Source organism: Tistlia consotensis USBA 355 (assembly GCF_900177295.1).
GTDB lineage: Bacteria > Pseudomonadota > Alphaproteobacteria > Kiloniellales > DSM-21159 > Tistlia > Tistlia consotensis.
Map to the genome: position 1 here is coordinate 122862 of NZ_FWZX01000017.1, position 13115 is coordinate 135976.

13 protein-coding genes are annotated in these 13115 nt (G+C 71.9%); 3 read left to right on the forward strand and 10 right to left on the reverse strand.

Features of this window, described 5'->3' with window-relative positions:
* The first annotated feature begins 45 nt into the window (after window positions 1–45).
* Window positions 46–1464, forward strand: a complete 1419-nt coding sequence (locus B9O00_RS19355; protein WP_085124349.1) for an amidase — start codon at window positions 46–48, stop codon at window positions 1462–1464.
* Between the two features lie 7 nt (window positions 1465–1471).
* Here B9O00_RS19355 and B9O00_RS19360 read toward each other — a convergent pair whose 3' ends face one another.
* The 9 genes from B9O00_RS19360 to B9O00_RS19400 all read right to left on the reverse strand — a co-directional run bounded on the left by B9O00_RS19360 (window position 1472) and on the right by B9O00_RS19400 (window position 10035).
* Complete coding sequence (locus B9O00_RS19360) at window positions 1472–2164, reverse strand: cysteine hydrolase family protein (RefSeq protein ID WP_085124350.1); 693 nt, start codon at window positions 2162–2164, stop codon at window positions 1472–1474.
* Between the two features lie 9 nt (window positions 2165–2173).
* Complete coding sequence (locus B9O00_RS19365; RefSeq protein ID WP_085124351.1) at window positions 2174–3157, reverse strand: LysR family transcriptional regulator; 984 nt, start codon at window positions 3155–3157, stop codon at window positions 2174–2176.
* A gap of 22 nt (window positions 3158–3179) precedes the next feature.
* Window positions 3180–3566, reverse strand: a complete 387-nt coding sequence (locus tag B9O00_RS19370; RefSeq protein ID WP_085124352.1) for a nitrile hydratase accessory protein — start codon at window positions 3564–3566, stop codon at window positions 3180–3182.
* Window positions 3563–4228 carry a nitrile hydratase subunit alpha gene (nthA, locus tag B9O00_RS19375; RefSeq protein WP_085124353.1) on the reverse strand — a complete coding sequence of 222 codons (666 nt, stop codon included), beginning with the start codon at window positions 4226–4228 and terminating at the stop codon, window positions 3563–3565. Before nthA ends, B9O00_RS19370 begins: the two co-directional genes overlap by 4 nt.
* A complete protein-coding gene (gene nthB / locus B9O00_RS19380; protein ID WP_085124354.1) occupies window positions 4225–4917 on the reverse strand; it encodes a nitrile hydratase subunit beta in 693 nt (230 codons plus the stop codon). The genes nthA and nthB overlap by 4 nt, the downstream gene beginning before the upstream one ends.
* Window positions 4918–4936: 19 nt before the next feature.
* Complete coding sequence (locus tag B9O00_RS19385) at window positions 4937–5734, reverse strand: ABC transporter ATP-binding protein (RefSeq protein WP_085124355.1); 798 nt, start codon at window positions 5732–5734, stop codon at window positions 4937–4939.
* Entirely contained in the window at window positions 5734–6519 is a 786-nt protein-coding gene (locus tag B9O00_RS19390; RefSeq protein WP_085124356.1) for an ABC transporter permease, read from the reverse strand. Before B9O00_RS19390 ends, B9O00_RS19385 begins: the two co-directional genes overlap by 1 nt.
* Complete coding sequence (locus B9O00_RS19395) at window positions 6516–7553, reverse strand: ABC transporter substrate-binding protein (protein ID WP_085124357.1); 1038 nt, start codon at window positions 7551–7553, stop codon at window positions 6516–6518. The genes B9O00_RS19390 and B9O00_RS19395 overlap by 4 nt, the downstream gene beginning before the upstream one ends.
* A gap of 178 nt (window positions 7554–7731) precedes the next feature.
* Window positions 7732–10035, reverse strand: coding sequence for a xanthine dehydrogenase family protein molybdopterin-binding subunit (locus B9O00_RS19400; RefSeq protein WP_085124358.1), 2304 nt, complete (start codon window positions 10033–10035; stop codon window positions 7732–7734).
* Between the two features lie 147 nt (window positions 10036–10182).
* On the opposite strand from B9O00_RS19400, the gene B9O00_RS19405 reads away from it, so the two are divergent.
* Both B9O00_RS19405 and B9O00_RS19410 read left to right on the forward strand, forming a co-directional pair.
* On the forward strand, window positions 10183–10713 hold the full coding sequence (locus tag B9O00_RS19405) for a hypothetical protein (protein ID WP_085124359.1): 531 nt from the start codon (window positions 10183–10185) through the stop codon (window positions 10711–10713).
* Window positions 10710–12287, forward strand: coding sequence for a GMC family oxidoreductase (locus B9O00_RS19410; RefSeq protein WP_085124360.1), 1578 nt, complete (start codon window positions 10710–10712; stop codon window positions 12285–12287). Before B9O00_RS19405 ends, B9O00_RS19410 begins: the two co-directional genes overlap by 4 nt.
* 281 nt (window positions 12288–12568) lie before the next feature.
* On the opposite strand, the gene B9O00_RS19415 is transcribed toward B9O00_RS19410, so the two are convergent.
* Window positions 12569–13115 (reverse strand): transposase (locus tag B9O00_RS19415; protein ID WP_143596278.1); only part of this gene is annotated, 547 nt, incomplete at its 5' end.

The window sequence follows — 13115 nt, forward strand, 5'->3', positions numbered from 1 at the left end:
GATCGCCCTGTCGCGCTCCGGCGCATCGACCCGACGGATGACGAGATGAGCGACCTGGAGCTGGCCTATGCGAGCGCGAGCGAGCTCGCAGCCAGGATCCGGGGGCGCAGCGTCTCGGCCGAGGAGGTCGTGCGCAACGCCCTGGCCCGCATCGAGCAGGTCAACGGCGCGCTCAACTGCTTCTGCTTCGTCTATCCGGACGAGGCGCTCGCGCTGGCGCGCGAGGCCGACCGTCGGCTGGCCCATGGCGAGGCGGTCGGGCCGCTGCACGGCGTGCCGGTGGCGATCAAGGATTTCACGCCGACGAAGGGCAAGCGCACGACGCGCGGCTCGATGGCGCTGAAGGACTGGGTGCCGGACGACGACCCGGTCATCGTCGAGCGGTTGCGCGGCGCCGGCGCGATCGTCGTCGGCAAGACCACGACGCCGGAATTCGCCTACGCCGGCGTCACCCACAGCCGCCTCTGGGGCATCACGCGCAATCCCTGGGACCTCGCCCGCACGCCCGGCGGCTCCTCCGGCGGCTCGGGTGCGGCCGTCGCCGCCGGCTGCGTGCCGCTGGCCGAGGGCACCGACATGGGCGGCTCGGTGCGCATTCCGGCTTCCTGCTGCGGCATCGTCGGCCTGAAGCCGAGCCTCGGGCGCATCCCGATGGACATCCTGCCCAGCGTCTTCGACGACATCTCGCACTTCGGCCCGCTCGCGCGCACCGTCGACGATGCCGCGCTGTTCCTCGAGGTCACCCACGGGCCCGACGAGCGCGACATCAACTCGCTGCCTTCGCGCATCGCCGACTTCGGGCCGGTCCGCCGGGGCGTCGAGGGCCTGCGCCTCGCCTTCAGCCCGGATCTCGGGTTCTACGGCATCGACCCCGAGGTCGAGGCGGTGACGCGCCGTGCGGTCGGCCTGCTGCGCGAGCGCGGCGCCCTGGTCGAGGAGATCGAGCTCGGCTGGACCCGGGTCCTCCACGACGCCTGGAACGACCTCTGGGACGTCTACCTCGCCGCCTTCGCCGGGCAGCACCTGGCCGGTCACCGCGACGAGATGGATCCCGAGCTGGTGCGCTGCATGGACGCCGGCTTCGCGCGCGACGCCGTCTCGATCAAGCGCATCGAGATCCTGCGCAGCGAGCAGTGGCAGAGCCTGCGCCGCCTGTTCGAGCGCTGCGACGCGCTGCTCTGCCCGACCAGCGCGCTGCCGCCGCCGCCGGTCGAGGCGAAGGAGAGCGACGTCGAAGGCCTCGACGAAGCCGGCCGGCTGAGGGCCGTCAACCTGACCACGGTCTTCAACCTCGTCGCGCCCTGCCCGGTGGCTGCCGTGCCCTCGGGCCTGACGCCGGCGGGACTGCCGGCCTCGCTGCAGATCGTCGGCCGCCGCCACGACGACGTCGGCGTCCTGCGCATCGCGCGCGCCCTCGAGGAGGCCGTCGGCTGGCCCGACTGGCGGCCGACCGCCGTCACCTGAAGCGCGGTCAGGCCGCGGGTGCCAGGGCAGCGCAGAGCGCCGCGCTGCGCGCGACCGCACCGAAGATGCCGCCCTCGGTGGTGATCGTGGCGATGGCGGCGCGGTGGTTCTCCGGCAGGGTCGCCGCGCAGGCGTCCTCGATCAGCAGGCACTCGTAGCCGCGGTCGACGGCGCTGCGCAGGGTCGAGTGCACGCAGACGTCGGTCGTGACCCCCGTGAAGATCAGCCGCCGCACGCCGCGCGCGCTCAGCACGCGCTCCAGGTCGGTCGCGTGGAAGGCGCAGTAGCCCGGCTTTTCGACCACCACCTCGCCGTCGCGCGGCGCCAGCTCCGGCACGATCTGCCAGCCTTCCTCGTCGCGCACCAGCAGACGGCCGAGCGGCCCCGTCGAGCCGATCGCGGCGCCGGCCCGCCGCGCCCGGGCGGCCTTCAACGCCGGCAGGTCGGAGAGATCCGGCCTGTGGCCCTCGCGGGTCTGGACGACCAGCCCGCCCCAGGCCGCGACGGCGTCGCGCACCGCCTGGATGCGCGGGATCACCGCCCGGATCGGCGAGAGGTCGTAGCCCATCGAGGCGATGTAGCCGCCGGGGTCGCAGAAGTCGCGCTGCATGTCGATGATCAGCAGCGCCGTCTCGGCCGGCTTCAGGCGGCCGTCGTCGGGCCAGGCGGCCGGGCGGGCCTCGATCTTGGACGGGGGCATCGTGTCTCCTCACTCGCCGGCGGAGCATCGGTCGGCGAGGCGGAGGGAAACAGTGCCGTGTTTCGATTCCCGCATCGAGAGCATCGATGCATCGCCGGCGGCCTGCCGGCGCAGCAGGGCCGCGAGGCGCCGGACTGCCGGGGATGGCGTGCGGTCGAGCGGCTCGATCAGCGTCACCTCGGAGACCCGCGAGTAGTCGCCCGGCAACAGCGCCCGCATCGCACCGCCCGTCGTCCACTGGGCGGCGTAGTGGTCTGGCAGGAAGCCGATGTGCGTGCCGGCCAGGATCAGGAAGGCGGCCGCCTCGACGTTGGTCACCGTTGCGGCGATCGAGTCTTCGCGGTCGCTCATCAGAAAGAAGTCGTGATGGTTGAGGAACGAGCGGATGACCTTGGGCGCCGCCTGGATCTCCCGCTTCAGCACGGCCTTGTCGGCGACGGCGAAGAGCGGATGCGTGGTGCCGCAGAGCAGCAGGTCGGTCTCCCGGTAGAGCGTCGTGTAGCCGAGCGAGGGCAGGCGCTTCTCGGCGATCGACACGCCGAGGTCGAGACGGCCGGCCGCGATCGCATACTCGATCTCCGAGGGCGGCAGGACCTCGATCGTGATGCGCGGCCCCTGGCCGAGCCCGGCGAGGCCCGCGAGGGCGGCGGCCAGCGGACAGGTCGGATCGCTTATCAGGTTGTCGATCAGGCCGAGCCTGAGCCGGCCGGCCAGCACCCCCTTCAGGGTTTCGGCGCGGTCCTCGAAGTCGGCGAAGGCGTCGACCAGGCGCAGCGCCGCGGCATAGAGCTCGCTGCCCCGGTCGGTCAGCGCAAAGCCCGAGCGGCCGCGATCGCAGATCCGGAAGCCGACGCGGCGCTCCAGCTCGGCGATGTGGGTGCTGATCGTCGATTGGCTGATGCCGAGCACCGTCTCGGCGGCCGTGAAGCCGCCGCACTCGACGGCGGCCAGGAAGATCCGCAAATGCCGGACGTCGATGTTGGACAGGCGCATCCTCGATGCTCTCCGCCAGATCTCAGGCGACCGCGACCGGTGCGATCCTCAACCTGCCCTCTTCGTCCCGGGCGGCCAGGTGCTGGTGCTCCCGGCGCGCCGCGGCCTCGACCAGAATGCGGGCCTCGAGCTCGGCCACGCCGGCCTCGTCGAGCAGGCCCCGGGCGCGCAGCAGCGCCGACAGGGCCTCGACCCAGCGGGTGTAGTAGTCGGTCTCGTCGGCGATGCAGCCGGCCTTCTCGTGCCGGCCGACGGCCTCGATCAGCGCTGCCTGGAAGTCCTTGAGGTTGAACAGGCCGCGCTCCGAGAGCGCCAGGGTCAGCGCGAAGGCGCGGGCCATCCAGGGCTCGGCGAAGGACGAGCCCGAGGCGGCGTCGACGGTCGGCAGGAGCGCCCGGAAATCGCTCATCGCCCGGCCTCCGACGGCACGGCGACCCTGGCGACGCCGATCATCGCGTCGCGGGTGACCAGCGCGGCCAGCTCGGCCTCGTCCAGCCCCTCGGTGCCGGCCGGGCGTTCGGGCAGCACCAGGTAGCGGATCTCCGAGACGCTGTCCCAGACCCGGATCTCGACCTCCGGCGGCAGCTCCAGCCCCATCTCGGCCAGCAGCGCCCGCGGCTCGCGTACCAGGCGCGAGCGGTAGGCGCTCGACTTGTACCAGGCCGGCGGCAGGCCCAGCACGGTCCAGGGGTAGCAGGAGCAGAGCGTGCAGACGACGACGTTGTGGACGGACGGCCCGTTCTCGACGACGTGCAGGTACTCGGTCTCCGGGCCGCCGATTCCGAGCTCCGCGCAGGCGGCCAGGCCGTCGGCCAGCAGGCGTGCCTTGAAGGCCGGGTCGGTCCAGGCCTTGGCGACCACCGCAGCGCCGGTCTTCGGGCCGATCTTCTCCTCGTAGTGGGCGACGATCTCGTCGACGCGGCGCGAGTCGACGATGCCGAGCTCGTGGAGCAGGCTCTCGACCGCCTCGGTGCGCACCGCCTGCCAGGGCTTGGCCGGCGGCTCGTGGTGATCGTGCCCGAGCCCGTGCCCGTGATCGTGCCCGTGATGGTCGTGTCCGCTGCCGCTCATCGCGCGGTCTCCAGGGCTTCGAGGTAGTCCTCGCTGAGGTCGACCCGGACGACGGCGTTCGGCTCGGCGGCGTCGCCCCACAGCTCGTCGGCCGCGAAGGTCACGTTGTAGACCGGCTGCAGGTTCTCGCCGGCATTGTGGGCCCGCGTGTCGGGCAGCACCCAGGCCTGGGCGTTGACGATCGAGACGACGCCGGTCTTGCCGCGCACGTAGGCGGTCAGGCGCGTGTGGCCTTGCGGCTGATGGTTGCGCACCCGGACACGCTCGCCGACGGCGAAGCGCGGCGCGACCTCGACCTCGTGCCGCCAGGCGCCCCAGCGGATCTTCCGCTCCGGCGGCAACGGCCAGGCGCGGCCGGACAGCTCCGCCGGCGTGGTCCGGCCGGCGTCGGCGGCATGCTCGGCGATCCGGCGCTCGACCTCCGCGCGGGCCAGGACGCCCTTGCGGCCGAGGATGCTCTCCATCGCGAACAGCCAGCGGCCGTAGTAGCCGTCGGCCAGGTAGTCCTGCGCCGGCATCAGCTCGATCTCGTGACGGTGCTCGTCGAGATTATAGATGCCGGTCGTATCCAGGACCTGGGTCATGGCGTAGACGCGACCTTCCCAGCGGGCGTGGAACACCGGCTCGTCGGCCTCGACCTCGACGTTTCCGAATCCGTGCAGGCCGCCCATGTCGTGGATGCCGTTCATGGCGTGCTCCTTCTCGGAATCATTCGATCAGACTCTCGATACGCTTCTGCAGCTCCAGGAAGGCCGGGTCGTAGCGGTCACGGTAGGCCGCGCCCTCGGTCGGCACGTCGAGCAGGACCGAGGCCGGGCGGCCGCCCAGCACCACGACCCGATGGCCGACGACGATCGCCTCCTCGACGCTGTGGGTGACCATCACCATGGTCGTGCGCGTCTCGGTCCAGACCGCGCGCAGCAGGGCATGCATGCGCCGCCGCAGGGTGACGTCGAGCGCGCTGAAGGGCTCGTCGAGCAGCAGCACCTTCGGCTCGGTGACCAGGGCGCGGGCGATCGCCGCGCGCTGGCGCATGCCGCCGGACAGCTGGTGCGGATAGCGCCCGGCCGCCTCGGCGAGGCCGACGGTCCCGAGCATGCGCTCCAGCCTGGCGCGGCGCGCCGCCGGCTCGCCCGGGCTGTGGCGCAGGCCGAAGCCGACGTTGCCGCGCACGCTCAGCCAGGGGAAGAGGTTGTGCTCCTGGAAGATCATCACGATGTCGGGCGTCGGCTCGGTCAGGTAGCGGCCGCGGTAGACCACCCCACCGGTGTCGCGGCCGACGACGAAGCCGCCCAGCGCCTTGAGCAGAGTGGTCTTTCCGCAGCCCGACGGGCCGAGCAGACAGGTGATCCGGCCCGCCTCGACGACGAGATCGAAGTCGACGATCGGCGCGACCTCGGTGCCGCCGCGCTCCGGGAAGGCGACGGTGAGGCGGTCGACCTTGAAGATCGGCGGCGCGGGGACCGGGGCAGGGGCTGCCGGGGCGGTGGCGAGGGGCGCGCTCATCACACCCGCCACCAGATCAGCCGCGTGCCGATCAGCATCAGCAGCCGGTCGACCAGGAAGCCGGCGATGCCGATGACCGCCATGCCCAGCATGATCAGGTCGCTGTTGAACAGGTTGCGGCCCATCATGATGATCGCGCCCAGGCCGTCGCGCAGCCCGACCATCTCGGCGACCAGCACGGCCATCCAGGCGGCGATGAAGTTGGTGCGCAGCAGGGTGAAGACGCCCGGCAGGATCGCCGGCAGCACCACCCTGAGCCAGCGCTCGCCGGGGCGCGCTCCGAGGTTGGCGGCGACCGTCAGGTACTCCTCGGGGATGCGCCGGATCTCCGCCAGCGTCGCGATGGTCAGGATGAAGTAGACGCCCATGAAGACGATGAAGACGGCGGTGACGTTGGAGATGCCGAACACCACGATCGCCGTCGGGATCCAGGCGATCGGCGCGATCGGCGCCAGGATGTAGAGCAGCGGGCTGAAGCACCAGGTGGCGAAGCGCGACAGGCTGAGCAGGGCGCCGGTCGCGACCGCCGCGACGAAGGCGATGGCCATGCCGCCGAAGACGCGGAGAAGGGTAGAGAGGATGCTCTGGGCGAGCGGCACGGCCTGCGAGCCGAGGCCGATGCGGAAGCCGCTGTCGAGCAGCACCGAGAGGAACTGGCTGGGCGGCGGCAGCACGGCGGCGAGGGCGCTGTCGGCCGAGCGGCCCGCGATCTCCCAGGCCGCGACGAGGGACGCCAGGAAGGCGCCCCCCACCAGGTAGGGTGCCGCGTGCCGCCCCGGGGTCATTGCTCGATCGACTTGATCGTCTCGAGGCGGAAGATGTCGGTCGCCTTGACCCCGCCCTTGATGTAGCCGAGCGCGGTCAGGTCGTCGACGACGCTCTGGATCGAGTCGAGGTCCGGCACGAAGCTGATCGGCGCCGGCGCCGACTTGAAGGAGGCCAGCAGCACCTCCGGCCCGACGCGGAAGTAGGTGCCCTTCGACAGCAGCTCGACCGCCTTCTCGGGCGTCTCGTTGATGATCTTGGCGCCGCAGACCAGGCCCTCGAGGTAGGCCTTCACGACCTCCGGACGCTGGTCGAGCGTCTTCTGCAGGACGCTGACCACGGTGTTCGGGGTGAAGGGCGTCCAGGTCGCGGCGTTGGTCGTCAGCACCTTGGCGCCCTTGTTCACCACCATGTCCGACGTGTAGGGCTTGATGTGGCTGAGGATGTCGACCTGGCCGGAGCGGAAGGCCTCGACCATCGCCAGCAGGTCGTTGAAGTAGACGAACTCGGTGTCGGCTGGGTCGATGCCGGCCTGCTTGAAGGCCCGCGTCAGGATCAGCTCCAGAGTGTCGCCCTGCAGCGTCGCGATCTTCAGCTTCGGCTTGCCGGCCGCGATGTAGGCCTTGATGTCGGCGATCGAGGTCAGGCCGGTCTTCGCCTGGGCCACCACCTCCATCACGCCCCAGCCGCCGGCGGCGGCGATCACGCGGATCGGCACGCCGCTGTTGGCGGCGAAGAACGGCAGGGTGAAGGGGTTGGTGCTGAAGTCGATGGCGCCGCCGGCCAGCGCGGCATTGTTGTCGCCCGGATTGGCAAAGAACACCGTCTCGACGTCCAGCCCGGCCTTCTCGAAGCAGCCGCTCTCCTTGGCGACGAACAGTGGCGCCATGTCGAGCGCCACCAGGTGGCCGGCCCTGACCTTGGTCAGACCGGCGGCGCCGGCCGGCGAGGCGAGCAGGCCGGCGGCGAGCGCCGCCGCCGTCAGAAGCTGCAGCGAGGCGCTGCGCGACAGGCGCCCGAGCAGGGCCCCATCCAGCACGCGAAGCAAGGTCATCGTCACCTCCGTTCTGATCGTGAAGCCGGATACATCGCCTTTTCGGGCGGAACGGAGCCTGCCGAAGAGTCACGGACGGCAGGCGCTGATGACCGATTTTTCGCACTGCACACAAAAGGAACAGGGGCAACATTCAATCCTTGCATCGGGTTCTTCGATGCGGCGCCGCGATCGGCGGTCACCGGGCCGCGTCCCCGGCGGCTCGCATCGCCTGCCAGACCCGCAGCGGGGTCAGAGGCATGTCGAGACGGGTGACGCCGAGCGGCGCCAGGGCGTCGAGCGCGGCGTTGACCAGGGCGGGCGGCGCGCCGATCGCGCCGGCCTCGCCCGCGCCCTTGACGCCCAGGGCGTTGGTCGCGCAGGGCACGTCCTGGGTCGCGATCTCGAAGTCGGGCAGGTCGTCGGCGCGCGGCATCGCGTAGTCGAGGAAGCTGCCGCTCAGCAGCTGGCCGGACTCCGGATCGTAGGCCGTGTGCTCCAGCATCGCCTGGCCGATGCCCTGGGCGATGCCGCCGTGGATCTGGCCGGCGAGCAGCGCCGGGTTGAGCACCCGGCCGAAGTCGTCGACCACGGTGTAGCGCAGGATCTCGATCGTGCCGGTCTCCGGGTCGACCTCCAGCTCGCAGACGTGGGCGCCGTTCGGGAAGGTGCCGGGCTCGTGGACGAAGGTCTCGGTCGCCGCCAGGCCGCCGGCCTTCGCCGCGACCTCGACCAGCGTGACGACCCGGTCGGTGCCGACGACGGTGAAGGCCCCCGCGGCGAACTCCAGGTCGGCTTCGGCGGCCTCCAGCAGGTCGGCGGCGGCGACCCGCGCCTTCGCGATCAGGCTGTCGCTCGCCTGGTTGAGCGCGCCGCCGCCGTGCACCATCGAGCGCGAGCCGACCGTGCCACCGCCCATCGGCAGGGGGTGCTCGGTGTCGCCGCTCCGGACCCGGATCCGCTCCGGGGCGAGGCCGAGACGCTCGGCGAGCAGCTGGGTGAAGACCGTCTCGTGGCCCTGGCCGCTCGACTGGGTGCCGACGAAGACCTCGAGGCTGCCGTCGGCCCCGAGCGCCAGGTGCGCCGCCTCCTCGGGTCCGGCGCCGGTCCGCTCGATGTAGTAGGCGAGGCCGATGCCGCGCAGCCGCCCGGCCGCGGCGGCAGCCCGCTTGCGGGCCGCGGCGCCGGCCCAGTCGGCCCTGGCCAGGGCCGTCTCCATGACCGCGACGAAGTCGCCGCTGTCGTAGACGATGCCGGTCGCCGTGGTGAAGGGCATGGCCGCCTTCGGCACGAAGTTGCGCCGGCGCAGCTCCGCGGCGTCGAAGCCGAGGCTGCGGGCCGCCTCGTCGACCAGCCGTTCGATCAGGTAGGCGGCCTCGGGCCGGCCGGCGCCGCGGTAGGCGTCGATCGGCGTCTGGTTGGTGAAGGCCAGCTCGACCCGGCTGTGCACCGCCGGGATCGCGTAGACGCCGGGCGCCATCGGCGGGGCGCTGAGCGTCGGGCAGTAGGCGCCGAAGGCCGAGAGCGCGCCGCCGACCGCGGCCCGGGTGTGGACCTTCAGCGCCAGGAAGCGGCCCTCGGCGTCGAGCGCCAGCTCGGCGCTGGAGAGGTTGTCGCGGCCCTGGGTGTCGGCCAGGAAGGCCTCGCTGCGGCTTTCCTGCCAGCGCACCGGCCGGCCGGTCAGCTTCGCCGCGACCAGTACCAGGCCCTGCTCGGGGTAGGGCACGGCCTTCATGCCGAAGCCGCCGCCGACGTCGGGCGTGACGATGCGGACCTGCTCCTTCGGCACGCCGAGCACGGCCTCGACGAAGGAATCGCGCAGCATCTGCGCGCCCTGGCTGGTCGTCGTCAGGGTGTAGCGGCCGGTCTCGGCATCGTATTCGCCGATCGCGTTGCGCGGCTCCATCGAGGCGACGACGACGCGGTTGTTGACCACCTCCAGGGCGACGCGGTGCGCAGCCCCGTCGAAGGCGGCTTCGACGGCGGCCGCGTCGCCGTCCTCGAAGCGCAGCATGCAGTTGTCCGGCAGGGCGTCGTAGAGCGCGGGCGCGCCGGGCGCCATGGCCGCGTCGGCGTCGACGACGGCCGGCAGCTCCTCGATCTCCGGCTCGATCGTCTCGGCGGCGTCGAGCGCCTGGGCCAGGGTCTCGGCGACGATGAGAGCGAGGGGCTCGCCGACGTAGCGCACCTTGCCCTCGGCGAGCAGCGGCCGGGGCGGCGCGAAGCAGGGCGTGCCGTCGGCGTTCGGCGGCTGGATGTCGATCGGCAGGCAGCCGACGCCGAGGCGCTCCAGGTCGGCGCAGGTCAGCACGGCGGCGACCCCCGGCATCGAGCGGGCGCGACCGACCTCGAGCCCCAGCAGCCGGCCGTGCGCGACCGGCGAGCGCACCAGCGTCGCGACCAGCGCGCCGGGCAGGACCAGGTCGTCGGTGTAGCAGCCATGCCCCGTCAGGAAGCGCTGGTCCTCGACACGGCGGATCGACTGCCCCAGGCCGAACTTCATGCGGTTGGAACCCCCTCGTCGCGATGCATTGCCTATAAATTGAGCACCGAATTTTGTTGACAACATATTAGGCAACAAAGAGCCTGACCAAAATATTGCATCGCAGCAAGAGGCATCTTCGATCGGGCTGGGGAGCAGAACGGCGAAATGGTTGTTACACGGACAGTAGGTGCCTACAAAGATCCGGCCCTGCCCGCGCCGCTGGAGGTGCCCGAGGGCGAGGCCTGGCTGTCGCGCCTGACGGCCCTGGAGCCCGGCTGCGCCCTGACGCTCGAGGCCGCCGCGCGGACCCTCTGCCCGCACGACGCCGTGCCCGACCGCTGCTACCGGCGGGTCGTGCTGCAGCTCGACCGCGGCGCCGCGGCGAACCCCGACTTGGCCGGCCTGCTGGCGCAGGGCGCCGCCCAGCTCGACGGCCTGCAGCCCCTGGCCTTCGCCGAGCTCTCGGAGGGCGGCCGCGTCGCCGCGCTGCGCCAGGTCGAGGGCGGGCCCTTCTTCCGCGCCATCCAGCGCGGCACGGTGCGCCATCTCTACGACGACCGCGAGGTCTGGGCGCTGTTCGGCTACGAGGGCTCGGCGCACCAGCTGGGCGGCTACCGCGAGCGCGGCTTCGCCGACCTCGCCTGGCTGGCCGACCCGCCGAAGGCGATCTGCGAAGGCGAGGGGGACCTGACATGACCGCCGCGGGCAAGACCTTCGCCAAGGACGACGAGGGCGTCGTCGTGATCGTCGGCTCCGGCGCCGGCGGCGGCACCCTGGCGCACGAGCTGACCCGGCGCGGCGTCGCGGTCGTGCTGCTCGAGGCCGGGCCGCACCTGACGCCCGACGACTTCGTCAACGACGACTGGGCCGGCTACGAGCAGCTGTCCTGGCTCGACCGCCGCACCGCCTCGGGCGGCTGGCGGGTGGCGAAGGACCATCCGGACGAGCCGGTCTGGCACTGCTCCGTGGTCGGCGGCACGACGGTCCACTGGTCGGGCTGCTGCCTGCGCCTGCAGCCGCACGAGCTGAAGGCCCGCACGATCTACGGCGAGGTGCCGGGCGCCAGCCTGATCGACTGGCCGATCGCCTTCGCCGAGCTCGAGCCCTGGTACGACTGGGCCGAGGAGAAGATGGGCGTGACCCGCAGCGGCGGGCGGCCCGGCCTGCCGGCCAACAACAACTTCAAGGTCATGTACCACGGCGCCAAGGCGCTGGGCTTCGACAGCGTCACGACCGGCCGCCACGCGATCAACGCGGCGCCCTTCGACGGGCGGCCGGCGACCGACCTGGGCGGCTTCACCGTGCAGGGCGACAAGACCATGTCGAAGTGGTCGACGCTCTATGTCGAGATCCCCCGGGCCCTGGCGACCGGCCGGCTGGAGCTGCGCGCCGGCTGCCGAGCCGTCTCGATCGAGCACGACGCCGCCGGACGGGCGAACGCGGTGGTCTATGCCGACGCGGCGGGCGTGCAGCATCGCCAGAGGGCGCGCGCCGTCGTGCTGGCGGCGAACTGCGTCGAGAGCGCCCGCCTGCTGCTCAACTCGACCAGCGCCCGCTTCCCGAGCGGCCTGGCCAACGGCTGGGGGCATGTCGGCCGCCACTACCTGAGGCACGTCATCGCCACGGTCTGGTCGGTCTTCCCGGAGCCGGTGCGCATGTACCGCGGCGAGACCATGGGCGGCCTGGTCACCGAGATGTCCGCGCACGAGCCGGAGCGCGGCTTCGTCGGCGGCTACTACATCGAGCTCAACGCCATGGGCCTGCCGGCGACGGCGGCCTTCGTCGACCCCGGCTGGTGGGGCCGCGACTTCGCCTGGTTCATGGAGCACTACGCCAACGTCGCCGGGCTGTTCATGACCGGCGAGGACATGCCGCAGCCCGGCAACCGGGTGACGCTCGGCAGCGAGGTCGACCGCTTCGGCGTGCCGCTCGCCAACCTGCACTACGACGACCATCCGAACGACGTCCGGCTGCGCAACCACGGCTACAAGACCCTGACCGCGATGCACAGGGCGGTCGGCGCGATCCGCACGGTCGAGGCGCCGCCCTATCCGGCCAGCCACAACCTCGGCTGCAACCGCATGAGCGCGAAGCCCGCGGACGGCGTGCTGGACGGCAACGGCCGGGCCCACGAGGTGCCGAACCTCTTCGTCGCCGACGGCAGCCAGTTCGCCAGCGGCGGCGCCTGCAACCCGACCCTGACGATCGTCGCGCTGGCGATGCGCCAGGCCGAGTTCATGGCCGGCCAGATGGCGGCAGGGACGCTCTGAGCGGCAGCCGCTTTTTCGGGCAGCGGCCCCGGCAGCTGCCGCCGGGCTAGGCAGGCGGCCAAAGCGGAGGCCCGAACGGCAACAAGGTAGTAACTGCAACTGTCAGGGTTACGGATGTTGGCATGAGCCTTGCGAATGCGACTTCCTTGCGCCGCCGGCCTCGCCGTCGGCGGCGTGGGGGCGGGGCGGTGGCCGGGGAGCGCTAGGAGCCTGTCCGGCTAAAGGCGCGGCGGTTTGGGCGGCTGGGGGTGGTGGCTTGTCGAGCGGTGCATGTCTGGTGGTCAGGCGGTGCGTGCGATGAGGAGCTTTGCGAGGTTGTGGACGGTGCAGACGAGGGCCCACTCGTGACGGACCTTGGCGTATCCGCGCAACAGGAACTGGCGGAAGCCCCTGGCCGCCTTGATCTGGCCGAACACCGGCTCGACGACCTGCTTCCTGAGGCGGTAGCGGCTGCGCCGGCCGGCGCGTCTGAGCTTGGCGTCCATGGCGGCCATGCGGCTGCCCGGGGCGATGCGTCTGGCGCCGGTGTCGCCGGCGCGGCCGTGGCGGGCGCGGCCGGGCATCAGGTAGCCCTGGATGCCGCGTTCGGCGAGAGCGGCCAGATTGTCTTCGTTGCAGAAGCCGGCGTCGGCCGAGATCGCGCGCGGCTTGCGCCGGCACAGCCGCTGGGCCTGGTCGACCAGCGGCACCAGGCCGGCGTAGTCGGCGGCGTTGGTCGTCAGGCGCTGGGCGACGATCACCTGGCGGTGGCCGTCGACCGCGATCTGGCCGTTGTAGCCCTGCACGAAGCCCTCGCGGGTCTTCAGGATGCGGCTGTCCGGGTCGGTG